This is a genomic window from Pseudomonas sp. NPDC087615 (assembly GCF_044743445.1).
Lineage (GTDB): Bacteria > Pseudomonadota > Gammaproteobacteria > Pseudomonadales > Pseudomonadaceae > Aquipseudomonas > Aquipseudomonas baetica_A.
On sequence record NZ_JBIUWM010000053.1, the window covers coordinates 15,507 to 41,747 of the forward strand.

A 26,241-nucleotide genomic window follows, 5' to 3' on the forward strand; every position below is an offset into this window, starting at 1 on the left:
GCGCCTCAGGGTCCTGTACATCCAAGTGAACGAGGATCACTCGCTCACCACCACCGTGGCGCTCAAAGAACAAAGGAGACTCCTATCAGGCGTTACCTGGCTCAGCATCACCTGCTTCGGATTCGGTTGCGCTAGGCAGACGAATTGGACGAACCGGCACTACTGTCGAGATAGCGTGTTTGTAAACCATCTGGCTGACGGTGTTTTTCAGCAGGATCACGAACTGGTCGAACGACTCGATCGTGCCTTGCAGTTTGATACCGTTGACCAGGTAGATGGAAACCCCAACTTTCTCTTTACGTAAAGTATTCAAGTAAGGGTCTTGTAGCGAATGCCCTTTTGACATGTGCCGCACTCCTTTAAGGATTCAATAATAAAAAATAGGTAATTCAGATGGCTTTGGCCGTCACACCCCCAAGGATAGACGGCAATTGCAAGGACTCAGCTCAATATGGAGATGGTCCCAAGGTATTTCAAGGCGCGTGGCAGATTGTCGCAATCAAGACTGTCCAGCCAGTGTAAATCTTCCCAGCTGCGCAGCCAGGTGAACTGGCGCTTGGCCAACTGGCGCGTGGCGATGACACCGCGCTCCTGCATTTCGGCCAACGTCAGCTTGCCATCCAGATAATCCCAGACTTGGCGGTAGCCTACCGCACGTATAGACGGCAACCCTGAATGCAGGTCACTTCTTTTACGCAGGGCTACGACCTCGTCAATGAACCCCTGTTCCAACATATTTGTGAATCTTTGTTTAATACGCTCATGCAATACCTGGCGATTTTCCGGGGCAATGGCCAAGTTTGCGACAGTATAGGGCAATTGTTGCTGTCCAGAAGCTGATGCTTCAGTACTTTGCACAGATTGTTGCTGGCGAAGGGCAGTCATGCTCTGACCACTGACCCGATAAACTTCCAGCGCCCGACTCAAGCGTTGCGGATCGTTCGGATGAATACGCGCCGCAGACACCGGATCAATGATCGCCAATTGATCGTGCAGGGCTTGCCAGCCAAGGCGTGCAGCCTCTTCTTCGATCTGTGCGCGAACTTCGGGATCCGCTGCCGGCATATCCGCCAACCCTTCAACCAAAGCCTTGTAATAGAGCATCGTGCCGCCGACCAGCAGCGGAATTTTTCCGCGCGCGGTGATTTCGGCCATGGCTTGCAGGGCATCGCGACGGAAATCCGCAGCCGAATAGGCTTCAGCCGGGTCGAGAATGTCGATCAAACGATGCGGAAATTCGGCCAGCAGCTCTTTCGAGGGCTTGGCCGTGCCAATGTCCATGCCTCGATAGACCAGCGCGGAATCGACGCTGATCAGCTCGCACGGCAGCACCTTGGTCAATTCGATGGCCAGGTCGGTCTTGCCCGCAGCGGTAGGGCCCATCAGGAAAATCGCTGGAGGAAGCTGCTTCATCAACGACCGCGCAGGAACAGTTTGTCCAGATCGTCCAGGCCCAATTGGGTCCAGGTCGGCCGGCCATGGTTGCATTGACCGCTGCGCTCAGTGTTTTCCATGTCACGTAGCAGGCCGTTCATTTCGGGCAAGGCAAGGCGCCGGTTGGCGCGGATCGCGCCGTGGCAGGCCATGGTGCCGAGCAGTTCGTTCAAGTGCGCCTGAATCCGGTCGCTGGTGCCGTATTCCATCAGATCCGACAGCACATCGCCGACCAAACGGTTGGCTTCAGCCTGTTTCAGCAAGGCCGGAATCTGCCGAATCGCCAGAGTTTCCGGGCCCAGGCGCTGCAACTCAAAGCCCAGACGCTGGAACCACGCAGCATGCTCTTCGGCACAGTCGGCTTCGCGCTGACTGACCGCCAGCGACTCCGGCACCAGCAACGGTTGGCCGCTGAGACCTTCGCTGGCCATGGCAATTTTAAGGCGCTCGTACATGATCCGCTCGTGAGCGGCATGCATGTCCACCAGTACCAGGCCTTGGGCGTTCTCGGACAAGATATAGATGCCCTTGAGCTGCGCCAGCGCGTAACCGAGCGGCGGAATGTCTTCCTGTCCGGCGGGCAGCGCGTTGGCATTCGCTTCAGGCAGCGGCGCGAAAAACTCCCGATAGGCGGCCTGAGCCTCGGCGGCCGGCGGCATCGCAGATTGCGGGCGTGGCGTGTATTGATACTGATAAGCGCCGCCAGCGCTGGCGCCAGAGGAGGCATTGAGCGTCGGTTGCGCCTGCGGTTGCTCGAGCAGCGCATTGGCCGCCAGGCGCATTTCGCCCTGCGGGCCGAACTCACCGGCATCAAGGCCCGTTGGCCTGACCACGGCAGTGGTGACGGAGCCGGCAAGTTGGTCTTCCGGACGCACATCGCCCAAAGCACGGTGCAGCGTGCCGTAGAGGAAGTCATGCACCATGCGTCCATCACGAAAGCGCACTTCGTGCTTGGTCGGGTGCACGTTGACGTCCACCGCCGCGGGATCGACCTCGAAAAACAGCGCAAAGGTCGGATGACGGCCGTTGAACAGCACATCGCGATACGCCTGACGCACCGCGTGGGCCACCAGTTTGTCGCGCACCGCACGACCATTCACGAAGAAATACTGCAAATCTGCCTGGCTTCGGTTGAAAGTCGGCAACCCGACCCAGCCCCACAGGTGCAAACCGTTGCGCTCGATCTCGATCGGCAACGCCTGCTCAAGGAAACCAGAACCACAGATGGCCGCCACACGCCGTGCGCGGGCCGCGTCATCATGGGCTTCGTGCAGGCTGAGAATGGTCTTGCCGTTGTGGCGCAGATGGAAAGCCACGTCGAAACGCGCCAGCGCCAGGCGCTTGATCACTTCTTGCAGATGATCGAATTCGGTTTTTTCAGTCTTGAGGAATTTGCGCCGCGCCGGGGTATTGAAGAACAGGTCACGCACTTCCACCGACGTACCGACCGGGTGTGCCGCCGGCTGAACCCGAGGCGCCATGTCCCGGCCTTCGGTTTCGACCTGCCAGGCCTGATCGGCATCACGGGTGCGTGAGGTCAGGGTCAGACGCGCGACAGAGCTGATCGATGCCAGCGCCTCACCGCGAAAGCCCAGGCTCATGACCTGTTCGAGGTCTTCAAGATTGCGGATCTTGCTGGTGGCGTGACGGGCCAGAGCCAACGGCAGATCATCGGCAGAAATGCCGTTGCCATCATCACGCACTCGCAGCAGTTTGACGCCGCCCTGCTCGACATCGACGTCGATGCGCTTGGCACCAGAATCGAGGCTGTTTTCCAACAGTTCCTTAATGACCGAAGCCGGACGCTCAACCACCTCACCAGCGGCGATCTGGTTCGCCAGCCGTGGACTGAGCAGCTCGATGCGGGCTGCGCTCAACTCCTGATTCATTCTTTGGACGCCAGTTCGGTGCCAGGAATGGTCAAGTGCTGACCAACCTTCAGTTCATCGCTTTTCAAATTGTTGACATTGCGCAACGTGACTGGCGACACCTGATAACGCACGGCGATCATGGAGAGCGTTTCACCCGGACTTACCCGGTGATCCCGAGGTCCTTTGGCGATTTTCCCCGAATCACGCAGCCAGGCAATGTAAGTTCCCGGCGGCGGATTCTGCTGGAAGAACTGGCGTACGCCACTGCTGATCGACCGTGCCAGCGCCTGCTGGTGGCTCGATGCAGCAAGCTTCGAGGCTTCGTTGGCATTGGAGATGAAGCCGGTTTCAACCAAAATCGACGGAATGTCCGGCGACTTCAACACCATAAACCCGGCCTGCTCGACGCGCTGTTTGTGCAACGGTGTAATACGCCCGATGTTGGTCAGGACTTTCTGACCGACGTTGAGGCTGGAGGTCAGCGACGCGGTCATCGACAGATCGAGCAGCACGCCCGCCAGCATGCGGTCCTTGTCGTCAAGGCTGACGTTACCGGCACCACCGATCAGATCGGAACGGTTTTCGCTGTCGGCCAGCCAACGGGCGGTCTCCGACGTAGCACCGCGATCAGACAGGGCAAACACCGAAGCACCAAAGGCTGCCGCGGAGGGCGCAGCGTCGGCGTGGATCGAAACGAACAGGTCGGCGCCCTTCTTGCGGGCGATTTCGGTACGACCACGTAACGGGATGAAATAGTCGCCGGTGCGGGTCAATTCGGCACGGAAGCCTTTCATGCCGTTGACCTGACGTTGCAATTCGCGGGCGATCTGCAATACCACGTCTTTCTCACGCTGACCGCGCGAACCGGATGCTCCCGGGTCTTCGCCGCCGTGGCCGGCATCAATCACCACAATAATGTCGCGCTTGCCGGCTGGAGCTGGCGGTAACTTGATTTCGGGCTTTGTCGGGGTGACTGGCACCGCCGGTACGGTGGCCACCGATGGCGTTGGTGCTGGCGGCGGCGCGGCGTCGGCCGGGTTATCGAACAAGTCGACCACCAGACGGTTGCCATACTGCGCATTCGGCGCCAGCGAGAAGCTTTTCGGGGTGACGGCTTTCTTCAGGTCGACAACCACACGCAGGTCGGTCGGCGTGCGCTGGGCCGAGCGTATCGCTGTGATCGGCGTGTTTGCAGTCTGTGCATTCAACGGCGCACCTAACGTGGCGCCATTGATGTCGATTACCAACCGGTCCGGGGCGGTCAGGGTGAAGACACTGTGCTGCACCGGGCCGCTCAGGTCGAAAACCAGTCGCGTGTTGTCCGGCGCCCGCCACAGGCGCACGCTGTTGACCTTTGAGTCGGCCACAGCGTTGACGGTTACTGCCATCAACAACAGTCCAGCGGCAGCCACCAACGCGCGAAAGCGCATACCTAACCCCATCATTTAATTGGATTCCAATGCCAAAGCGGCACACCAAGCCTCGCCACGCGAGCCTTGGGATAAAATTTTCAGCGAACGCCCGCTGTCTTGCGGGCTAATGGTAATGGTCAGGTCCGGCTTTGGCAAAAAGCCTGCACCTTTATCGGGCCACTCGATCAGGCACAGGGCATCGTCCTCGAAGTAATCGCGAATGCCGAGGAACTCCAGCTCTTCCGGATCGACCAGTCGATACAAGTCGAAGTGGAAGGCGCGGATGTCCCCCATCTCGTACGGTTCGACCAATGTGAAGGTCGGACTTTTTACCGCCCCGACATGCCCCAACCCACGAATAATCCCCCGGGACAGGGTCGTTTTGCCCATCCCCAGATTGCCCTCAAGAAAAATCAGGCCATGGCCTTGGGTAACGCGGGCGATCCGTGCGCCAAAGTCGCTCATGGCCTGTTCATCGGCCAGGTACAGGGTTACTTCAGACACGGTGCAAGCTCCTCCAACAACTGACGAATGGCTGGAATCAGATCACTGGCCGCCAGCCCACGGCCCAATTTTCCTTGTTGCGCCCCGGCGTTGGCGTGCAGCCAGACCGCCAGGCAGGCGGCATCGAAACCGCCCATGCCTTGCGCCAGCAACGCGCCGGTCAAACCTGCCAGCACATCGCCGAGCCCGGCAGTGGCCATGGCCGGATGCCCCTGGTGACACAACGCCAGACGTCCATCGGGGTGCGCGATCAGGCTGCCAGCACCTTTGAGCACCACCACTGCGGTGTATTTTTTGCTCAATGCCAGCGCTGCTGCGGGGCGGTCGGCCTGCACCTGGGCGGTGCTGATTCCCAGCAACCGTGCAGCTTCGCCGGGATGCGGAGTGATCACGCAATCCTTGGGCAGACTGACGAAACCGCTCGCCAGCAGATTCAGCGCGTCCGCATCCCATACTTGCGGTAACGGCGCATTGGCGGCGGCTGACAATAACGCCCGGCCCCAACTCGCCTGTCCAAGCCCCGGCCCTACGACCAGCGTCGACGCCTTTTCCAGCAAGCCCATCAACTGATTGGCCGAAGAAACGCCGAGCGCCATGACTTCAGGAACGCGGGGCAGCGCCGCCGGCACATGCTCGGGGCGCGTCGCCAACGACACCATACCCGCGCCGCTGCGCAAAGCGCTTTCACTGCTGAGCAGAATCGCCCCACCAAAGCCATGATCGCCGCCAACCAACAGCAAATGCCCGAAGCAACCCTTATGAGATGTCGGCTCGCGAGGGGCCAGTAGCGCAAGATTAGCTACGTTGAGGCGCCGGGCACGGACAGCAATGTCACTGTAGATTTCAGCCGTGGCCTGCAGATCGTTGAACACCCACTTGCCGACATGATCCGCCGCGTCGCCCGTGAACAGCCCCACTTTCAAGCCAATAAACGTCACCGTGAGATCGGCACGCACGGCAACACCCAGCACTCGCCCGGTATCAGCACACAATCCCGAAGGAATATCGACCGCCGTTACAGGCAAGCCACTGGTGTTGATCGCATTGATGGCAGAGGCATAAGGCTCACGCACTTCGCCACTCAACCCCGTGCCCAGCAAGGCATCGACAACCACTCCGCGCAACTCGCGCCGGGCACTCCAGCCCTGCACAACGACACTCTCGGCCAAAGCCTCGGCGTGCGCCTGTGCTGCGTCACCCTGCAAGCGCTGTGGGTCGCCGACCGCCAACACCTGCACCGTCCAACCGGCCCGACGCGCCAAGGCAGCGACCAGATAACCGTCGCCGGCGTTGTTGCCATGGCCGCAAAGTACTGTCAGCTCGCTGGCGGTGGGCCACTGCCGAACCAGCGAACGCCAGGTCGCATGCGCCGCGCGTTGCATCAATTCGAAGCCCGGTGTGCCGGCAGCGATCAGCCGAGCATCGAGTTCGCGCAGCTGTGCGGCGCCATACAGCGCGTCGGGTAATTGATCTTTCGTATGCGGCATGCGTCTTCGGGCTCCGATGTCTGGCAGAATTATACGCACCTCAGCTCCGGTTTCTCTCGCCTCATGTCCGCCATTACCACAGACCTGCCCGCCCTCGCCCAATCCATCAAGGAATGGGGCCGCGAGCTGGGCTTCCAACAAGTCGGCATCAGCGGCCTGAACCTGGCCGAGCATGAGCAGCACCTGCAGCGCTGGCTCGAAGCCGGCTACCACGGCGAAATGGACTACATGGGCGCCCACGGCAGCAAACGCTCGCACCCCGAAGAGCTGGTACCGGGCACTTTACGCGTGGTTTCCCTGCGCATGGACTACCTGCCGGGCGATACCGAGATGGCCAAACGTCTGGCCCAACCGGAGAAAGCCTACGTGTCGCGTTATGCCTTGGGCCGCGATTACCACAAATTGATCCGTAAACGCGTTCAACAATTGGCAGACAAGATTCAGTCCGAGATCGGCCCGTTCGGTTTCCGTGCGTTTGTCGACAGCGCCCCGGTGCTGGAGAAAGCCATTGCCGAACAGGCCGGACTGGGCTGGATCGGAAAAAACACACTGGTGCTGAACCGCAAGGCCGGCAGCTATTTCTTTTTGAGCGAACTGTTCGTCGACCTGCCGCTGCCGGTGGACGAACCACACAGCACCGAACATTGCGGGCGCTGCACCGCGTGCCTCGATATCTGCCCAACCAATGCCTTCGTCGGCCCCTACGTGCTGGACGCGCGTCGCTGTATTTCCTACCTGACCATCGAACTGAAAAGCGCCATTCCAGAAGACCTGCGCCCGCTGATCGGCAATCGCGTATTTGGCTGTGATGACTGCCAGATCGTCTGCCCGTGGAACCGCTTCGCCAAGCCCTCCGGGGAAAGCGATTTCAAGCCAAGGCACAACCTCGACAACGCCGAATTGGCCGAGCTGTTTCTGTGGGATGAAGAGAAGTTTTTGAGCAACACCGAAGGTTCGCCGTTGCGGCGAGCGGGGTACGAGCGTTGGCTGCGCAATCTGGCCGTGGGGCTGGGCAATGCGCCCTCAACGATTGCGGTGCTGGAAGCGTTGAAGGCGCGACGGGATTATCCGTCAGAGTTGGTCAGAGAGCATGTGGCGTGGGCGCTGGAACAGCATGCCCGACCTGTGCACGCAGAACCGGCCAGTAAAGTGCTCAAATCCTGGCCGGGACATTGAGGCTCTCGGCTCATGCTTAACACTGCCTCGCCGCGTTATTTATGTTTATTTTTTTTCGTTGTAGTGGCCACCCAGCTGTTTGATGGTGACAATCCTGTCCTTCGCATTTTCAGTGAGATATACGCGATCACCCTTCGACAAATAAAGATGCATCAACTTGGACGATGAACCGGATGGACCTTTCAACGGCGTGTATTCGGCGTGAACGAGCGCGGCAGCGGAGGTCGGAGAGTTACCCGCCTCAATGTGCTGCATGAATATCTCGGCCCTCGCCTCCGAGGCCTCCCGCGCCTCTATCTTGAGAAGATTCATCTTGTCTTTGGGCCTGACCAATGTCCATTTCTGTTCGACCTCTTCCTCAACCCGCGCGGTGGCTTTCGCAGACTGGGCTTTTGCCGCAGCCTTGGCGCCTTTTCCTTTGGCAAAAGCTTTGGCCGCTTTACCCGCACCTCGTGAACTAAGCCCTGACTGAAAGGCTGAAGCCAGCTTCCTGCCCGCGTTGACAGCAGCCTTGGCTCCGGCCGCCAGACCGGTACCCAGCGAAGCCAAGCCTAGCCCAGCACTGATCCAGCCCAATGCCTCTCCTGCTGAAGAATCCGGTGCATAGTGATTGACCAATTCGCTGGCGATACCCGCCAAACCTGAAGCAACGGTCAGCCCCAGCGCCGCCGCCGCCCATGGCGTTGCAGCGCCCGCCGACAGCACGCTGGCAACAATCCCGAGAACACTGAGTCCGACTCCCGCGATCAATTGCCAGGATATATGCCCGGTGGGGTCAACCCGATTGACAGGATCGCCCAGACAATAAGCGTAGGCATTCAATCCGCCGTCACCGAATGGACTCATGCTATCGGGACTGAGAAAACGCATCAGCGTCGGGCTATAGGCTCTGTAACCGTTGCCCAGCAGATAAAGGCCGGTTGCCCGGTCCATTGGCTCGCCGTTGAACCCCGCCAGACTGAACACCCCCCCCTCGGCGGGACGATGCCCATAAGGGCTGTAAGCGCAATCGGTCAGTTGTTCTTCACCCAGTTCTGCCAACACACTTTGCTGCTGATCGGTGCCGAACAACTGCGTTTCAGCGTTCAATCCGAATTGTTGCTGGCCCACCAGCAATCCACCGTGACGCACAACACTGGATGAGCTTTTACCACTGACTTCCTGGGTGACCCGGCCTTCGTGGTAATAACGCTGGGCAGTTGCCGTATTCGGTTGCGACAGTTCAACCAGGTGGTCGAAACCGTCGTAATGGTAGCCACGAATAACTGAACCTCCTGCACTGCTCAGTTGCTCCAGACGTCCAAACGCGTCATAGGCCAGGTTTCGCGCCTGGTCATCCTTGATCATCCTGCCGTTGGCGTCGTATTCCAGGGTCACGGCCGGTGGATAGTCGACATGTGAATGTTTGACTGCGCTGACTTGTACAGGGTCCGGATTGTCGTAACTGAAGGTGGTCAGGTTCACACCCATTGGGAACCGCGTCTGTACGGTGAGAAGGTTATCCAGCGCATCGAATGTGAACGTCTGCTGACCAATCTCTTTGCCGTACGGGTCCCGGGGCTTTTGGGTGCCGGCACAGTCGTACTGGATCAGACGCCCACGCACATCGTAGACAAATTGCTCATCGCGCAACACTTGCGTACCACGCCTGGACACTTTCTGCGCCAGTTTGCCGGCGAGCGTATAAGTAGACGCCAGCGTTTGGTCGGGCTGGCCCTTCACCTCGAACGTACGGCAGATTTCACGACCGATATCATCATAGGTAAACCGCGTGATCATTTGACGCTTGATCGACGTCTCTTCGGTCTTCGTCCATTCCAGCATCCCCGTCTGGATGTTGTAGTGGAATTCGGTTTTCAGCGACCCCTGCAAGGTTGATTGCAAGCGGCCGTGGTCATCGTATTCGGATCGGCGTTCGGATCCGAGTACATCGACGTAGGTGATCGGTCGCCCCTCCAGGGAATAGGTAAAGGAGGTTGCTTTACTGATAGCGCCGTAGGTCGTCGTTTCGGATTTGACGCGCCCGGAAGGGTAATACGTAAAACGACGCTCTCCGCCATTTTCGATACAGGTCAAGGGATGGCCGTTGACGGGGTCGTATGTCAGGGTCGTGAGCAATGCCCCCGCCTTGCGCTCAGTCAGTAAACCGCCCATATCGCGCAAATACGTGAATTCGATTTTCTTGCCGTCAGCGCTCTTGAACCACTGCGGCTGGCTGAAACCTGCTTCATAACCGGCCTCGGACTTGCGTCCGCCTACTGTACTTTCCGTCAGGCGATTTAACCCATCATAGGTTTGCTGGCCCAACACTTTGCCATCGACCTGAATGCCGACCGGTAGCGCTTCGTCACTGTGATCGGCGTAGTCGGTTACCACCTCGCTGGCGTCGGGCAGGACACTGCGAATCATCCGGTCAAAAACGTCGTACTCATATCGAGTGGTATTGCCGGCCGGATCGGTCTGGCTGGTTGTACGCCCGAATCCGTCATAGGTGTAATCGGTTTTGCCGAGACTCTTGCTCTTCAGATTGAAGCTCTCGACACTCAGCGGTTTACCAAATTCGTTGAAGAGGGTAACGGTCTTGCCCATCCCCTGAAGCCAATACGTTTGCTGGCGAACGACCGGATCAGCCTCGCTATGTTCGACACGCCCATCGGCATGGAACGTCTTGCAGACTTGGCCCCAGTTATCGAATTCGTAGCGGGTGATCACCGGATAAGGCTTGCCATCGCGCCAATCGGTCAGCGTCACTTCTACCTTGTGACCCGCCGAATCATAAAGGGCGCAATAAAGAGTGCGAGACGCAATGAGCCCATCCTCGTCCGGACGGTCGCAGTCCTTTTCCTGAACGGCAATCACTCGTTCCAGGCCGTCATAGGTCACTCTTTGTTCGCCGCCGGCGGGATCCGTGGTGATCATCGTGGCCGGCTGTTGTTTGCTGGCGGCCAAAAAGGCCCACCTGGTAGCGGCCGCGTAGGGGGTGCCGGGGGCAACCGTTTTGCACACTGCTCGGCCGATCGCGTCGTACTCATGTTCGATGTGCTCGCCATCGATACCGATTTCTGACACCTGCAGTCCAGTGAGCGTCGAGAGCACGGCCTCACGGGTCTGCAGCGAGCCATCAAAGCCGCGCGTGCTGGACTTCACCCGCAGCCTGATACCCTCAAGCTCATAGGAAAATTCCGTGCAGGTCTTTTTATCGTTACGGGTAATGCTTTGCTCTTTCATGGCCCCGTGCTTGAGCGGGTCCCTTGGCGTATTCAGGTAATTTCTTTCGGTTTTCGAGCGCAGGATCTCAACCCCCTCCACGAGCTCGAAATAACGCTCTTCAACCGGTAAGACAGATGCCAGTTCTGCGCCTTCCAGCGCAGGATGCAGCGCATAGTCGTAGTACGTGACAGACGAGGCGCCACTCGCGGCCGCAGCGCTGACCGTTCTCTTTTTCTGGAACCTGGTGAAACCCAGCGGATCCTCCGGGCAGTTGTCCCCACCGCTGGCAGGATAAAACTCAGACAAAGTCGTCACCCCACTCGGCTCGACATGTTTGAGCAGGTTGCCTTCGCCGTCGAACTCGGTGACGGTGGTTTCCTCGCGCTTCTGTTGGGTGCGCCGATCGAAATAAGTCACCGTCTGAACCTTCGGCATGCGGAACTGAGCCGGCTGCTCATTGAACAGCTTGGTGACAGAACAATGATACTCAGTGGCGATTGTGGTCTGGGCATTGCCACATGTCGTGACCTCTGCGACCAGCAAATGGAATTTGTTGTAGGTACGGTTAATCCGGGTGTGTACCTTGCCGTTGACCACTAATTTCTCGTCCGAGGTGTAGACGTAGTGGTCGGGCGCCAAGTAGAGAGGGTCTATGTCATTGTCCCTGGCCGGGATGAGGCCCTGCCCGAGAAAATTATGGTCGGAATACGTGTATGCCTTGCAGAGCCTGGGTTGGCGGCGGCCTGGGTAAATATCGTGAGCGATGACAAACGGCAGTGTCTGCTCCACGCCATTTACGAAGCGGTGACCTTGACGCTTGTAGCGAATGATTTCTACGCCGCGCAATGGATTGGCGACGCGGCACAGATAGCTGGCCTCATCAATGACTTCATATTCCAGATCCCAACCTTTGCCGAGCGGAAGCTCGATTGCCGTTACCCGACTATTTTTCAAGATCAGGTTGTAGTCGGAACGGGACGAGGTATCGGGATGCCGGGTCAATGTCACCTGACCTGCCTTGCGCGTAATCCTCAACAGGCATCTCTTGGCGTCACAGACTTCGGTCAACATGGCAACCTGATTGAAAATCTCATGCTTGAGCGTGATGCTCACACCGTTCGCGGCGACGATTTTTTCTGCTACCGCGACGTGAGTGCCGGCCTGAACTTTAAGCAATTCACGCCGACCATCCCGGTATCGGACCTCATAGCGCCCTGCCCCCGTCACCCGTACCTTGGCGGTTTGCAGTTTCATTTCCTTGAACTTCAGGCCGGCAGACGTCTCGACAGCCTTGTAGCGCTCACCGTTGGACAACGTCATGACTTTGCTGCGCACGTCATACTGGGTCATGGCCAAAGACCAGCCAAGGCCGAAACCGGCATCCACCTGATTGAGCGGGTTGAAACCCAGTGAAAGTGCAACCTCAGGGCCATTGAGATCCGCCGAACACAACTTGCCTAACGAAAAGGCGCACGTATACATGCCCGTGCGGGGGTCAACGCCGCCGGAAACAAACTCACCAAAATTGAATGCATTTGAGTGAACAGCGGAAGATGAATTACTTTTCATTGAAAACATCCTTTATTTCCAAATTCAGATATTGGCAAATCAGGTTGGCCAGCGAAAACTCGCTGGCCATGTATCGAAATCAGACAAGCTGTTTCATTGACCGCTTGGATTCACCCAGAATAAAAGTACGTTGTTCTTTATCACCATCAATACTAAGCCGGTGTTCCGAACCGAACTCATCGACCACTGCAAACTCGAATGCGCTTTCATTTTCCCGCGCCACTTGCAGGTCCGCGGAAACATACTGAACAAGCGTCAACTGTCCAGGCACTTTATTAATAGGTACGGTTATGTAACCGAGAGGGCTGCGAAACGTTGTTTTCAGCCCATAAACCGGCGCCATATAACCATAAAAACATCTGCGACCATCCTGTGTGTCGGGAATATTGCCGGACACATACACCTGCACCGCATTTTCGGAATCATAAGGGTCAAGTTTCACCTCGCTGCTATACCAGTCAAGGAGATGAATTTGCCGGCCCTCCGCTTGCAGAGCAATATGATAATGCTGGACCCAGTCATATTGGGCTCGCTGCTGTTTCTGATCATATTGACTCAATGAAAAACTGCTCAGCGGATACTCTTTTGGCGGAATCGCCTCCAGCGTCACACTGCTGTCAAAGCCGACTCCATTACTTCGCAACACCCCTTCGTCCATGACGATTTCGGCAGCGACTTCCATGACTCCGGGCCTGGAGGCGGAAACCCAAAACTCAAAAATTTGTACCGGATCAGAAACGTCACTTTTGCGATTGTCATTAACACGCGGAATTTCTGTAGCCCGCGGTGCCCCGCCCGACATTTCGTGGGCATAGCGATTTTCCTGCACGGATACGCTCCAGTCACCTTCAAGCGGTCGAGCGCCGTTATAGGCAATCAGCCGCAGTGTTTGTAATGCGGGATGCCCATACAGTGAGGCGCCGTCGCCATTGTTATCGACACCGTGTAAAAGCACCAATACGCGTACTTGCATGCGACCGTTGGCGTAAAGAACCTTATGTTGACCAGACCGTGTGGAGTCGGTTTTCACCTCAATACGGGAAATACTAAGTTGCTCATCAAACATTCAATAACACCTTGGCTAATTAATAAGTTTCGCCTCCCTCAGGACGCGCCGATGCATTGAGGCACGACACTAAAAACAATAAAAGCCGGGACATTCGACAAATTAAAACCAAGGAAATACCCGAACATAAAAACCCACAACACACACAAACTCTCAAACATTCGAAAAAATCAGATTTCATGTCATCCGATTGAACATCACGCCTGCCGGCCCTTTAATTCTGGCCTTGCCAGATGTTCCTCCCCTCCTGATCACGGCCATACCAAAAGCAGAAGGGGAGTCAACGCGTTATTTATATTTATCAGACTATGTTAGACCTGCAAGAAAACCGTTACTTCCACCAACATTCAGTCACTCTCTGAACCCGTCGAGAATCCGCTCTCCGAGGATTCACTGTCAGACTCTACATCCGAAAGTGGCTCATCCATTTCAATTTCTATTTTCCGGTCCATACTGGCGTTCTCCAGATACTGGGTAATCCGCTGCCTCGACGCTTCACTCAAGGGATTATTCACCAGACCAACAAATAAATCCTGCGTATCCGGGATATCGAACAATTCATCCCCTACCTCTGAAATATTATTATTCTGCAACGCCAACACCTTGAGCTCTTTCAGCGAATCTATGCCTGAAGGAACGTTGGAAAGATTGGTGTCATACAGCATCAATTCCGTTAAATCCGGCATGAAGCCTACAGGCGGAACGACTGTCAGAGGATTGTGTGCCAGGTTCAACAATGTAAGCGTTTCCATTCTTGCCAGCCCTTCAGCCGTCATCTCAGAAAGTCTTAGCGAGCACTTATTCAACGTGAGTTGCCGCAGTTCACGCATTTGAAAGACCCCTGACGGGAACGCCTGCATTTTTACGCCCGTCACCCTCAAGTATTGAACATTGGGAAAACTGTCAAGAAACGTCCCTATCCATGCGCCTGGTTTTTCTGCGGTCAATATTAACTCTGTTACATATTCGAACCTGGCAGACAGCCTTGGTAACTCACCGGAAAAATCGACGCTGGAAGAAAATTGATAGTCACCGTACCCCCATCTCGAAACAGACTTGCGCCGCCAGATATCTTGCAGCTTTGCGCTGAATTGCTCGCGAGCCTGACGTTGCCCGGCGGGTGTTGGCGCTCTCCCCTGTCCCGGCGAATCCGCATGAAGTGACGGCTTATCGGCACTCCATATCGACAATTCATCACACAACGTCGCGAACTCTTTTTCCAGCCTCATCATTACGCCGGCAGGATCGCTCTTCAAACGCTCGTTGATAAACGTCGTCACCTCCTCACCCGAAAGTTGGGGATAAAGATCATGTACACGGTCAACAACGGTCTTGGCCGATGTCGGGTTGTTATCGGCGCCGCCTCGCAGCTTCCACGCTTGCCTGTAGTGCGCGGCGGCGGGGTCGACAGTCATCGGAAGTGGCGCCAGCCCCAGCAGTTCGCTCACGGCGTGGCGCGATGGCAACGGCTGTGCACGAATCAATCGCTGCAGCGCTTGCCCTCCTCCATCCGCCACACCGAGGGCCTGACGCTGCACGGGCAGTAACAGGAACCAGAGAGCCGAATACAGATCGCTCATGCCTTGGGACGATGAACCCTCGGGGCTGCTGATGACATACCCGGCGTCCTGCCGGACCAGTACGTGATGGAACGAAGTCAGCACATCGCCGATAGCCGTCAAGACCTTCCCGTCCGACACACCCTGACGAATCTCGAGACGAACATTTCGCGGCCACTGCGCAAGACGTCCGATCATATGCAACGCCAGTCGGTCACTGTCCGGACTGGATACCGAATCCAGATAAATCCCTTCACAGGCCCGTGCGAGACGAACATCGCGCAGCACCAACAGCGCCTCTTCTGCCATTTGCCGTGGCATTCCCGGTTGGTTGTGCATATGCAGACGGTCGGCGGCACTTGCATCGCGCCACAAGGCCTCGGCTGCCGTTTTGGGCAGGTCAGGAAAAATCCGCCGCATCTGCAACGTGTTTTCATCACAGTCAAGTTCGAACGCACGCTCATGATCCTGAAAGAGCGCGGCGCGGTCGCGCTGGGCAATGCTTGCGCCAAGCTCGCCCTCGCGCAACTGCAGCAGAGCCTGCAATTGCGGATCGACCTGGGCGCGCACCAACGGATCGGGATGTTGCATTTGTGTGATGAACGTGTGGATTTTCTGATCGAGGCCAAAGCGCCTGAGGGCGTCCTGCAGCAAGACGAGGGACCGAGCGTAAGCGGGGGAATCGCGCGTCAGCGTTTCATCCATCCCACTTACGGCAAGAATGCGTGTAATCGTGACCTCGGAAAAGCCGTCCACTGAATGCCCGATGCGGTGAAAAAGTTCAGCCGTTCGCCCCCGTAGCGAATTGAGTCTTGCAAGGTGATTACGCGAATCACTGCTCTCCAGCGGGATCCAGAAGCTGCCCTCGCTATCCTGTTTCAGTAGCGGGCCGGAAGGGTTGAGTTCTCTGGCTAACGTGGCGCGAAACAGACCACTCTCGGCGTCCAGGACCACTTGCACGAAATGGTTGTCGGCGACGGCCACATACTGACGCTGCTTGAAACTCCGGATGCCCTGCGCATCGGCCTCGCCGAAGTTGTTGTCCGTGTGTATCCAGTAATCTGTCAGCGAGGACGTCGCGGCAAGCATCGCAAAATCACCGAACACCGAAGACATCGGGCTCACACTCAAACTGGCCGCTTGCGTCACCGCGGCCGAGTCTGGCCGGTTGGCGGGGTGCAACGGTTCCGGGTGAGGCGATAGAGGCAAATGCGGTATTGCTGGAGAGGAGTACGCTGGCCGATGTGGTTCATTCGCGCTGAAATCCCGTGTTTTGGTAGGGGCAGGAACAGGTTTGATCTTTGGCAGTTTGCCAGCCATGAATGCTCATCCTTGAGGTTTGGTTAGTTGGGGCCCCATAACATTGCAGGCCCAGAAAGTATGCTGACGCGCCAATACATGACTGTCAGGACAATCAGTTTATCGGTTTACCCGGTGTAACCCGGTATATATGTGTACTGCATTCATCGCGATCAAGAGCAATGACGCCTTTTAATTATTGGCGTGTGATTCGCGAAGCTTATTGACGCAGACGAAAGCGCAGTCAGCATCAACCACTACTCTATCGGCAGCCCAGTAGATCTGTTTTTTTTAGCCATCAGGTACTGGCCAACATATAAGTACCCGACACGAATACCGGCAACTCACATCCCGCAGGGCCGCAAACTTGAGCAGTCACTTAATGGAGTCATTTCGATGTTGCTGTAATGCCGGCCCGACAAAGTACCGCCATTGCTGCGGACAATCTACCCTTTGAACTTGATGGAGGCACCGATCTGAAGGGGCTTCACGCTTTCGCTGGAAAACCGGAACGTACATATACAAGACTGGATCGAATCATCCTCGTCTTCATCATCCACACTGTTTATTACAGCGAAGCTGTTCGGTACTGCCAGAGTACAACGTAGCTTTTCATTACTGGCTCGCCCATCAATTCGCAAGGTTTTTTCCAGCCTCCTATTGAATTAGCGGCAAGACTCAGAAACAACATGGGCCCACTAAGTTCGCTTAAGCAGAAAGACAAGAAATCTCAACAACCGGTTAAAACAGATAAGAACCCGCCGCCACCTTCAATTCGCAAAACCCGGCAACACTCTATTTTTATTCGATAGCAGGCTGAATCAATGCTCATCGTTATAAACGAACTTGGGCATTTCCCAATGAAAACGAATGGCCAGCAGACGTAACAAAAACCCGCCGAACAGGGTAATCAGAATGGCTTGCTCGCCTGGCACGTTCAGATACAGACACAACATGTAACACCACGCTGCGGCGAACGACACGCTGGCATACAGTTCTCGGCGGAAGATCAGCGGGATGTCATTACAGAAGATATCGCGCAGGATGCCGCCGAAGACTCCGGTGATCACACCGCTGACCGAAGCCACCAGCATGCCATGGCCCATTTCCAGAGCGGTCATGCAGCCGATCAGGGTAAACGCCACCAGACCGGCGGCGTCGAGCACCAGAAACAACGAGCGCAGATGCCGCATCCAACGTGCAGTGAACACGGTCAACATTGCCGCAGCGGAGGTCAGCACCAGATATTCCGGGTGTTTGACCCATGTCAGCGGGTAGTGCCCGAGCAGCACGTCACGCACCGAACCACCGCCCAGCGCCGTGACACACGCAATCAGCACCACGCCGAACCAGTCCATGCCGCGACGGCCCGCAGACAGGGCGCCCGTCATGGCTTCAGCGGTAATGGCGATCAAATAGAGCATTAGCAACATGGTGGCGATCCTGGCAGGAAGGCGCGCAGTCTAGCCATTTCGGTGCAGCACCAAAAGAGGGCGAGAACACACGCCACACCAAGCCGTCAGCCCAGAATCAGAACTTGATGAAATGCTTGCGGTAATGCTGCAGCTCGGCGATCGATTCACGGATGTCGTCCAGCGCCAGGTGAGTGCTGCCCTTCTTGAAGCTGTCGCGTACATCCGGCGCCCAGCGTGCGGCCAGCTCTTTGAGCGTGGAGACGTCGAGGTTGCGGTAGTGGAAGTAGCTTTCCAGCGCCTTCATGTGGGTATAAAGGAAGCGGCGATCCTGGCAGATGCTGTTGCCACAGATTGGCGACTTGCCCTTGGGCACCCACTTCTCCAGAAACGCGATGGTTTCGGCTTCGGCTTCGGCCATGCTGATGCGGCTGTCGCGAACGCGTTGGGTCAGGCCGGAGTTACCGTGGGTGCGGGTGTTCCACTCGTCCATGCGCGCCAACACGTCGTCGCTGTGGTGAATGGCGATCACCGGCCCTTCGGCCAGCGTGTTGAGGTCACTGTCGGTGACGATGGTGGCCATTTCGATGATGACGTCGTTATCCGGATCAAGGCCCGTCATTTCCAGGTCGATCCAGATCAGATTCTGTGGGTTCTGCATATTTCGGCTCCTAGGCAATGCTGCGCAGTTTAGCCTAGGCCGGTGCCCCGGCGTGCTAAACTCGCGGCCGTTTTACCTAATCGCTGCATTCTTCAGACGGAACACCCATGGCCAAACGCCAACTCAATCGTCGTCAAAACTGGCGCATCGAAAAGATTCAGGGCGAGCGCGCCGCACGCGCCGCCAAACGTGAGTCCTCGGCAGTCGAGGCGCTCGAAGGTGGCGATCTCGGCCCTGAGCAACACGGCCTGGTGATCGCTCACTTCGGTGTGCAGGTCGAGGTCGAGGCCAAGGACGGCGAACTCGCAGGCCAGGTGTTCCGTTGCCACTTACGCGCCAACCTGCCAGCGCTGGTGACCGGCGATCAGGTCGTATGGCGTGCCGGCAACCAGGGCATCGGTGTGATCGTCGCGCAATTGCCGCGTACCACCGAACTGTGCCGTCCGGACAGCCGTGGCCAGCTCAAGCCTGTAGCGGCCAACGTCGACATGATCGTCATCGTCTTCGCCCCGCTGCCCGAGCCCCACGCCAACCTGATCGACCGCTACCTCGTAGCGGCCGAACACGCCGGCATCCGTCCGCTGTTGCTGCTGAACAAGTTCGACCTGATCGACGAGCAGAATGCCCCGGCACTCAACGCCCTGCTGGCCGTTTACCGCACGCTGGGTTATCCGGTGCTGGAAGTGTCTGCGCATCACGGCAACGGCATGGAACAGCTGCAACAGCAGCTCGACGGGCGCATCAGCGTGTTCGTCGGCCAGTCCGGCGTCGGCAAGTCGTCGCTGGTCAACAGCTTGTTGCCTGAGGTGGACACCCGCGTCGGGCCGTTGTCCGAGCTGTCCGGTCAGGGCACGCACACGACGACCACCGCGCGCTTGTTCCATTTTCCGGGCGGTGGTGAACTGATTGACTCCCCGGGCATCCGCGAATTCGGCCTCGGCCACGTCAGCCGCGCCGACGTCGAAGCCGGTTTCATCGAGTTCAATGACCTGCTCGGCACCTGCCGCTTCCGCGATTGCAAGCACGATCGCGAACCGGGTTGTGCACTGCTCAAGGCTCTGGAAGATGGCCGCGTGCAGCAACAACGAATGAACAGCTACCGCTCGATCATCGCCAGCCTGCCTGAAAACGGCTATTAAACAGGCGCACCGGCAGCCCTGAAACACAGGGCTGCCGGCTGTAGGATCACGCCTGACAAATCCTCAGAACGCCTAAACGTCAGACCTTTCTGTAGGGCTTTAGCACGCCTGTTTGCAGGACATTTCTCTTTTACCGCCAGCACCTTGTAGGCCTCACGCAGATGCCTACATTCAGTTCCTCCTTCGCACTGTCGCGACCTCCGAGGAACCCCATGCAAACCTATCATTTGTTCATCAGCCATTCGTGGAACTACTCCCACGCCCACGACAACCTCGTACGCCTGCTCAGCGCGCAACCCGGTTTCACCTTCAAGAATTTCTCCGTGCCACCGCACAACCCGATCATGGGCGCGCAAACCGACAAGCAACTGGAAGAGGCTATCGAGAACAAGATCCGCCCTTGCTCGGCAGTGCTGATCATGGCCGGCATGTACTCGACGTACAGCAAGTGGATCAACAAGGAAATCGAAATCGCCAAGCGCATGGGCAAAGTGATCATCGCGATCAAGCCGTTCGGGGCCGAGCGGATTTCCACCGTCGTACGCAACGCCGCTGATGCCGAGTGCGCGTGGAGCACCAAAAGCATCGTCGCGGCCATTCGCCTGCATACGGCGGTGTAATCATGCGCAAGGGACTGTTTATCGGCATCAACCACTACGCCCACGTCACGCCACTGAGCGGCTGCAACAACGATGCAATGGCCATGGCTTCGGTGCTGGAGCGTCACGCCAGCGGGCGCCCGAACTTCAGCAGCAAAGTGCTGACCTCATCCGAGGAGAACCTGACGCTCACGGCCATGAAACAGCACATTCAAAGTCTGTTCTCGGGCGACTGCGATGTGGCGCTGCTGTACTTTGCCGGCCACGGCCAGTTCGACACCAGCATCGACGAAGGGCTGCTGATTCCACAGGACTTCAAACACGGCGGGGAAGGCATTCGCATCAGCGACATTCTGGAGTGGGCGGACAAGGCCCCGCACATCAAGAACAAAATCATCATTCTCGATTGCTGTCAGGCAGGCGCAGCCGGCGCCATGCGCAATTTGCGCGGTGGCAGCAGTGTGATCGGCGAAGGCATGACCATTCTCACCGCGTGCAAAAAAGAACAGTCCGCCCTCGAAAGTCGCGGCCACGGCGTATTCACCGACCTGCTGTTACAGGCCCTGCACGGTGGCGCCGCCAACGTGCTCGGCAAGGTCACGCCGGGTAGCGTTTACTCGTTTGTCGACAATGCCTTGGGTGCCTGGGAGCAGCGCCCGGTGTTCAAGACCAACGTGTCGCAGTTCGTGCCCTTGCGCGAGGTAGCACCGCTGATTGCCGAAGAAACCCTGCGCAAACTCAAGGACTGGTTCCCCGAGCCGAGTTTCGTCTTCAGGCTCGATCCCAGCTACGAGCCCACCGAAGCAACGTTCGATCCCGATCACGGCGCCGTCTTTAAGCAACTGCAAATGTGCAACCGCCACAGCCTGGTCGAACCGGTCGATGCCGAGCACATGTATTACGCCGCCCTCAACTCCACCGGTTGTCGCCTCACCGCCCTCGGCGCCTACTACCGCGAACTCGCCCTCAAAGGACACTTCTGATGCCCGTCTTCATCAGCTACCGCCACATGGATCGCGCCCACGCCATCGCCATCAACACCCGACTGATGCAGGCCAACATCAAAACCTACCTCGACGTACTGGATCCGGAATCCCAGACCACCGAAGACATCACCGGGGTCATCACCCGCAACATCACCGAATGCACGCACCTGTTGGCGGTGGTTTCGGAAAAAACCGCGCTGTCGTGGTGGGTACCGTTCGAAATCGGCGAAGCAACCATCAGCAACCGGCGGATCTGTTCGTACAAGACCGGGCCGACGGAATTGCCGTTGTACCTGGATAAGTGGCCGAAGCTGAGCACAGCCAGTGATCTGAATTTCTTTATCGATGCGTATCGTGAGGAAGTGTCGACCAAGCGCTCGATAGTGCTGGATTCGAGCAACGAATCGTTTAGCGGAACCTATAAACGCAACGCCGAGATTTTCCATGAACAACTGAAAAACCGGATTCGGCGGGGGTTCTGACAGACGTAAAAAGCCGCGACACCATCGCGGCTTTTTACTTTCAAAGTCCGGGTGCGACTCTATCCAGCTTCCAGCCCAACGCATCCAGTGCGTCACAGCCGTCCTGAAGCAGGAGATGCGCGGCGCTGGCGAAATGTTCCAGATCATGACCTTCGGCATCTTTGACGCACAGGCAACTGACGCTGTTGAGCATATTGCGCAGGATGTTCAAGCGATGCTTTGCGGTTTCGAGAAGAGCCGAGGCCTTGGCTTCGGTGTCGATGTAGAGCGTGGGGGTGGTGCTTATGTTGCCTTGCAGCGGACGATAAATAGCCATGGTCAAACTCCAATGGTTTATGGACATTCCATCTTGGTTCGACCGGCTAAGATCGGTCACTGGATTGAACAGTGACAGAAAGGACTATAGGCAGAGTCCGTGAGATTTAGAACCATTGCCCAGGAGTTTCAGAACGATCCTACAGCCAGTTCAGCCTCGCGTTTGGCGATGGCTGCTTCCAGCTCTGGAGAGCGTTTGGCCCATTGTTCCGGCGGGAGTGGTTTTGACCATTCGATGATGTCGGGATAGGGCAGATCGGGTGGTGGGTAAAGCTTCTTCCTTTGCAGGTAGGTGGCGAGAGGAGCATTGAAGATGAATACGCCAAAGACACCTTCCCACAACAGGGTCAAAAACCAGCCACGTTCTTTGGCTTTATCCTTCATGTAATCGATGTAGTAACGCAGGTTTGCCCCTGAATTAAGCGCTGCGGCATCCGGTGCCGCCTCTGGCCCGATCTCCATATAACTGCGCATGCATTCCCACAGAGCCATCGCCGTGGTGCCACCGCCACAGTTGAAGCCTAGTGAAAAGTGTTTGTTGTCTTCCGATGCGTGCGGGTCGGGGTTTTCGAAACCGATGACCAGTAGGCCCATCGTGGCTTTGCCGGCCTGACTGACTGATGAATGCTGGGTGGCGGCGGCTGTTACCGTTTCCCACGGGACAATCCAGTACTCGCCGTTGTCACGGGGGACACAGACTTCACGGCGTTGGCGGTTGAAGCGTATGGGCAAGGGGACTTCGCGGAAGAGGCCGAACACAACAAACAAAATAGGAATTCCCACAATTATTAATCCTCCACCCCATATCAGCGGATCGGGGGAGAGGTAATTCAAAAATGCAAAAAGCAACACCATTGGCCACAAGACCATCACCGCCGAACCGATGCTGTAGTTACCAATATCGAGGAACACCTCGTTTTTGCGCCAGATGATATTGAGCACATCAGAGGGTTTTCTACCCGTAGGAACGGGCAATGGCGCCAAGTAGTCATTGCGCGAAAACATCCGTTTTTTCGTGGTGCCTGCCGGTGGCGTACTCATCGCTTGTCCTTCGGTTTCAGGTAAATGGCACCGGGGTGATCCTCCCCTAGCGGGTAGTTCGACACACGATCAAGTTCAGGCGTTGGGTCGGCTCGCAGCGCTATGACACCCGTGGAGTTGTTCAAGGTAAAAGCCAAACCTCGCCCCCCCGCCGATAAAACTTGGAGCGCCGAGTATCGCGGTCAGTGGGGTGCGATAACGCACCCTTAGCGACAACGTGCTGGGTGGTGTGTTCAGCAAGTCTTTCACCTCTTTGAAAGGGCCGCTTATACGTAGCCCCTGACCTTCCTCGAACGGTATCCACTGGCAACTGCTGTCGGACAACCAGAAGGGCGTCATATCGCGCCACGGCCTCGGCGCCTTGTAGCTATTGGTCGGGCTGTTCTTGATCAGATGCCGATAGCCCTGAGCATCCGACCTCAAGCCAACTCGCTTTGAGCCTGCGCGGCCAGTTCAGCCTCGCGTTTGGCGATGGCTGCTTCCAGCTCTGGAGAGCGTTTGGCCCATTGTTCCGGCGGGATTGGTTTTGACCATTCGATGATGTCGGGATAGGGCAAGTCGGGAGGCGGGTTCAACTTCCAACGCTCCAGCACATCGATCAGCAGCGTGTTGAATATGAATATTCCGCAGAACCCTTCCCAGAGAACGGTTACGAACCAGCCTCTCAACTTCGCGGCTTTGATCAGATCATCCAGATAAGTCGCCCAGATTCCTTTTGACCTGTCGAAACGGGCGGTTTGATCCTCGACAGCTTCTGGCCCGATCTCCATATAACTGCGCATGCATTCCCACAACGCCATTGCCGTGGTGCCACCGCCACAGTTGAAGCCCAGCGAAAAGTGCTTGTTGTCGTCCGTGTCATGCGAGTCGGGATTTTCGAAACCGATGACCAGTAGGCCCATTGTGGCTTTGCCGGCCTGACTGACTGATGAATGCTGGGTGGCGGCAGCTGTCACGGTTTCCCAAGGGATAATCCAGTACTCGCCGTTTTCGCGAGGGACGCAGACTTCGCGGCGTTGGCGGTTAAAGCGTATAGGTAAGGGGACTTCGCGGAAGATGCCTTGAATCACAAATATTGAAGGGATGCCTATGATCAATAACGCCGCAATCCAGATCAGCCCGGGGTCTGGAGTGATGAAGCCCATAAATACAAATACCATCAGCGACGGCCACATCACCATGACCGTCGAACCGATGCTGTAGTTACCAATATCGAGAAACACCTCGTTCTTGCGCCAGATGGTGTTGAGCACATCGCAAGGCTTTTCACCCGTAGGAATGGGCAATGGAGCCAGATAATCATTACGCGAGAAAATCCTTTTTTCCGTTGTGCCTGCCGGTGGCGTACTCATCGCTTGTCCTTGGGTTGCAGATAAATCGCGCCGGGATGATCCTCACCGAGCGGATAATTCGGCACTCGATCAAGTTCAGGTGTTGGGTCTGCTCGTAGCGCAATGACGCCCGTGGAGTTATTCAAGGTAAATGCCAAACCACGCTCCCCGCCGATAAAACTTCGTGCGCCCAGAATCCCGGTCAATGGAGTGCGATAACGCAACCTTAGCGACAACGTGCTGGGTGGTGTGTTCAGCAAATCTTTCACCTCTTTGAAAGGACCGCTTATACGCAGGCCCTGCCCCTCCTCGAACGGTATCCACTGGCAACTACTGTCGGACAACCAATAGGGCGTCATGTCACGCCACGGCCTCGGCACCTTGTAGCTATTGGTCGGGCTGTTCTTGATCAAATTGAGCATCCGACCTCAAGCCAACTCGCTTTGAGCCTGCGCGGCCAGTTCAGCCTCGCGTTTGGCGATGGCTGCTTCCAGCTCTGGAGAGCGTTTGGCCCATTGTTCCGGCGGGAGTGGTTTCGACCATTCGATGATGTCGGGATAGGGCAGATCGGGTGGTGGGTAAAGCTTCTTCCTTTGCAGGTAGGTGGCGAGAGGAGCATTGAAGATGAATACGCCAAAGACACCTTCCCACAACAGGGTCAAAAACCAGCCACGTTCTTTGGCTTTATCCTTCATGTAATCGATGTAGTAACGCAGGTTTGCCCCTGAATTAAGCGCTGCGGCATCCGGTGCCGCCTCTGGCCCGATCTCCATATAACTGCGCATGCATTCCCACAGAGCCATCGCCGTGGTGCCACCGCCACAGTTGAAGCCTAGTGAAAAGTGTTTGTTGTCTTCCGATGCGTGCGGGTCGGGGTTTTCGAAACCGATGACCAGTAGACCCATTGTGGCTTTGCCGGCCTGACTGACTGATGAATGCTGGGTGGCGGCGGCTGTCATCGTTTCCCACGGGACAACCCAGTACTCGCCGTTGTCGCGGGGAACGCAGACTTCGCGGCGTTGGCGGTTGAAGCGTACGGGTAAGGGGACTTTTCGGAAGAGGCCTTGGATCAGAAACAGTGCTGGAACACCCGTGATTATTCCTCCACCGATGAGTGCAAAAGCACTTAGGTCTGGCGCAATGTTCCTAAACCCATAAGCCATAGCTAAAAACAACATCACTCCAGGCCAAAGCACCATCACCGCAGATCCGATGCTGTAGTTACCAATATCGAGAAACACCTCGTTCTTGCGCCAGATGATGTTGAGCACATCAGAAGGTTTTCTACCGGTGGGAATAGGTAATGGCGCGAGATAGTCATTACGGGAGAACATCCTTTTTTCCGTTGTGCCTGCCGGTGGCGTACTCATCGCTTGTCCTTGGGTTGCAGGTAAATGGCGCCGGGGTGATCCTCTCCGAGCGGGTAGTTCGGCACACGATCAAGTTCAGGCGTTGGGTCGGCTCGCAGCGCTACGACACCCGTGGAGTTGTTCAAGGTAAAAGCCAAACCTCCCTCCCCGCCGATAAAACTTCGAGCGCCGAGTATCGCGATCAGTGGGGTGCGATAACGCAACCTTAGCGACAACGTGCTGGGTGTAGTGGTCAACTAATTCCGGACACCTCAATAGGTGATTTTGACGCCATCGCCCGTTCGTAAACGGTCGGTGGCAGATATCCCAGTTTCGAGT

At 56.8% G+C, this 26,241-nt stretch carries 23 protein-coding genes; 5 read left to right on the plus strand and 18 right to left on the minus strand.

Going from position 1 to position 26,241, the window contains the following annotated elements; translation table 11 throughout:
* From ACIOU6_RS22160 to ACIOU6_RS22190, 7 genes are all read right to left on the minus strand, one after another.
* On the minus strand, window positions 1-73 hold a 73-nt coding region (locus ACIOU6_RS22160), incomplete at its 3' end, for a hypothetical protein (protein WP_401138919.1).
* A gap of 12 nt (window positions 74-85) precedes the next feature.
* Window positions 86-346 carry an RNA chaperone Hfq gene (gene hfq / locus ACIOU6_RS22165; RefSeq protein WP_007902656.1) on the minus strand — a complete coding sequence of 87 codons (261 nt, stop codon included), beginning with the start codon at window positions 344-346 and terminating at the stop codon, window positions 86-88.
* 95 nt (window positions 347-441) lie between these two features.
* A complete protein-coding gene (miaA, locus tag ACIOU6_RS22170) occupies window positions 442-1,413 on the minus strand; it encodes a tRNA (adenosine(37)-N6)-dimethylallyltransferase MiaA (RefSeq protein ID WP_401138920.1) in 972 nt (323 codons plus the stop codon).
* Complete coding sequence (gene mutL / locus ACIOU6_RS22175; RefSeq protein ID WP_221733095.1) at window positions 1,413-3,323, minus strand: DNA mismatch repair endonuclease MutL; 1,911 nt, start codon at window positions 3,321-3,323, stop codon at window positions 1,413-1,415. Before mutL ends, miaA begins: the two co-directional genes overlap by 1 nt.
* Window positions 3,320-4,693: an N-acetylmuramoyl-L-alanine amidase gene (locus ACIOU6_RS22180; protein WP_401138921.1), complete on the minus strand. Its 1,374-nt coding sequence runs from the start codon at window positions 4,691-4,693 to the stop codon at window positions 3,320-3,322. The genes mutL and ACIOU6_RS22180 overlap by 4 nt, the downstream gene beginning before the upstream one ends.
* A gap of 57 nt (window positions 4,694-4,750) precedes the next feature.
* The gene (gene tsaE, locus ACIOU6_RS22185; RefSeq protein WP_221733096.1) at window positions 4,751-5,221 is read right to left on the minus strand and encodes a tRNA (adenosine(37)-N6)-threonylcarbamoyltransferase complex ATPase subunit type 1 TsaE; all 471 of its coding nucleotides are present in this window, start codon (window positions 5,219-5,221) and stop codon (window positions 4,751-4,753) included.
* Window positions 5,209-6,708 carry an NAD(P)H-hydrate dehydratase gene (locus tag ACIOU6_RS22190; protein WP_401138906.1) on the minus strand — a complete coding sequence of 500 codons (1,500 nt, stop codon included), beginning with the start codon at window positions 6,706-6,708 and terminating at the stop codon, window positions 5,209-5,211. Before ACIOU6_RS22190 ends, tsaE begins: the two co-directional genes overlap by 13 nt.
* 63 nt (window positions 6,709-6,771) lie before the next feature.
* Here ACIOU6_RS22190 and queG point away from each other — a divergent pair, with 63 nt between their 5' ends.
* Window positions 6,772-7,884, plus strand: a complete 1,113-nt coding sequence (gene queG / locus ACIOU6_RS22195; protein WP_401138907.1) for a tRNA epoxyqueuosine(34) reductase QueG — start codon at window positions 6,772-6,774, stop codon at window positions 7,882-7,884.
* Window positions 7,885-7,929: 45 nt separating this feature from the next.
* On the opposite strand, the gene ACIOU6_RS22200 is transcribed toward queG, so the two are convergent.
* The 5 genes from ACIOU6_RS22200 to orn all read right to left on the minus strand — a co-directional run bounded on the left by ACIOU6_RS22200 (window position 7,930) and on the right by orn (window position 18,660).
* Entirely contained in the window at window positions 7,930-12,663 is a 4,734-nt protein-coding gene (locus tag ACIOU6_RS22200) for an RHS repeat domain-containing protein (RefSeq protein WP_401138908.1), read from the minus strand.
* Between the two features lie 79 nt (window positions 12,664-12,742).
* Window positions 12,743-13,729: a hypothetical protein gene (locus ACIOU6_RS22205; protein ID WP_401138909.1), complete on the minus strand. Its 987-nt coding sequence runs from the start codon at window positions 13,727-13,729 to the stop codon at window positions 12,743-12,745.
* Window positions 13,730-14,076: 347 nt separating this feature from the next.
* Complete coding sequence (locus ACIOU6_RS22210) at window positions 14,077-16,608, minus strand: hypothetical protein (RefSeq protein ID WP_401138910.1); 2,532 nt, start codon at window positions 16,606-16,608, stop codon at window positions 14,077-14,079.
* Window positions 16,609-17,408: 800 nt separating this feature from the next.
* The gene (locus ACIOU6_RS22215) at window positions 17,409-18,020 is read right to left on the minus strand and encodes a trimeric intracellular cation channel family protein (protein WP_401138911.1); all 612 of its coding nucleotides are present in this window, start codon (window positions 18,018-18,020) and stop codon (window positions 17,409-17,411) included.
* A 97-nt stretch (window positions 18,021-18,117) separates the two neighbouring features.
* Complete coding sequence (gene orn / locus ACIOU6_RS22220) at window positions 18,118-18,660, minus strand: oligoribonuclease (protein ID WP_221733103.1); 543 nt, start codon at window positions 18,658-18,660, stop codon at window positions 18,118-18,120.
* A 107-nt stretch (window positions 18,661-18,767) separates the two neighbouring features.
* Between orn and rsgA the strand changes: the two genes are divergently transcribed.
* From rsgA to ACIOU6_RS22240, 4 genes are all read left to right on the plus strand, one after another.
* Entirely contained in the window at window positions 18,768-19,799 is a 1,032-nt protein-coding gene (rsgA, locus tag ACIOU6_RS22225; RefSeq protein ID WP_221733104.1) for a small ribosomal subunit biogenesis GTPase RsgA, read from the plus strand.
* A gap of 212 nt (window positions 19,800-20,011) precedes the next feature.
* Window positions 20,012-20,419, plus strand: a complete 408-nt coding sequence (locus ACIOU6_RS22230; RefSeq protein ID WP_339433649.1) for a TIR domain-containing protein — start codon at window positions 20,012-20,014, stop codon at window positions 20,417-20,419.
* A gap of 2 nt (window positions 20,420-20,421) precedes the next feature.
* Entirely contained in the window at window positions 20,422-21,381 is a 960-nt protein-coding gene (locus tag ACIOU6_RS22235; protein ID WP_221733106.1) for a caspase family protein, read from the plus strand.
* The gene (locus ACIOU6_RS22240) at window positions 21,381-21,866 is read left to right on the plus strand and encodes a toll/interleukin-1 receptor domain-containing protein (RefSeq protein ID WP_401138912.1); all 486 of its coding nucleotides are present in this window, start codon (window positions 21,381-21,383) and stop codon (window positions 21,864-21,866) included. The genes ACIOU6_RS22235 and ACIOU6_RS22240 overlap by 1 nt, the downstream gene beginning before the upstream one ends.
* Window positions 21,867-21,906: 40 nt before the next feature.
* Here ACIOU6_RS22240 and ACIOU6_RS22245 read toward each other — a convergent pair whose 3' ends face one another.
* From ACIOU6_RS22245 to ACIOU6_RS22270, 6 genes are all read right to left on the minus strand, one after another.
* Window positions 21,907-22,182 carry a hypothetical protein gene (locus tag ACIOU6_RS22245; RefSeq protein WP_401138913.1) on the minus strand — a complete coding sequence of 92 codons (276 nt, stop codon included), beginning with the start codon at window positions 22,180-22,182 and terminating at the stop codon, window positions 21,907-21,909.
* A 128-nt stretch (window positions 22,183-22,310) separates the two neighbouring features.
* The gene (locus tag ACIOU6_RS22250; protein WP_401138914.1) at window positions 22,311-23,222 is read right to left on the minus strand and encodes a hypothetical protein; all 912 of its coding nucleotides are present in this window, start codon (window positions 23,220-23,222) and stop codon (window positions 22,311-22,313) included.
* Between the two features lie 419 nt (window positions 23,223-23,641).
* Window positions 23,642-24,574 carry a hypothetical protein gene (locus ACIOU6_RS22255; RefSeq protein WP_401138915.1) on the minus strand — a complete coding sequence of 311 codons (933 nt, stop codon included), beginning with the start codon at window positions 24,572-24,574 and terminating at the stop codon, window positions 23,642-23,644.
* Window positions 24,571-24,975, minus strand: coding sequence for a hypothetical protein (locus tag ACIOU6_RS22260; RefSeq protein WP_401138916.1), 405 nt, complete (start codon window positions 24,973-24,975; stop codon window positions 24,571-24,573). The genes ACIOU6_RS22255 and ACIOU6_RS22260 overlap by 4 nt, the downstream gene beginning before the upstream one ends.
* A 6-nt stretch (window positions 24,976-24,981) precedes the next feature.
* Window positions 24,982-25,923 carry a hypothetical protein gene (locus ACIOU6_RS22265; protein WP_401138917.1) on the minus strand — a complete coding sequence of 314 codons (942 nt, stop codon included), beginning with the start codon at window positions 25,921-25,923 and terminating at the stop codon, window positions 24,982-24,984.
* Window positions 25,920-26,159 (minus strand): hypothetical protein, encoded by a 240-nt coding sequence (locus tag ACIOU6_RS22270; protein WP_401138918.1) that lies wholly within the window; start codon window positions 26,157-26,159, stop codon window positions 25,920-25,922. The genes ACIOU6_RS22265 and ACIOU6_RS22270 overlap by 4 nt, the downstream gene beginning before the upstream one ends.
* Window positions 26,160-26,241: the final 82 nt, after the last annotated feature.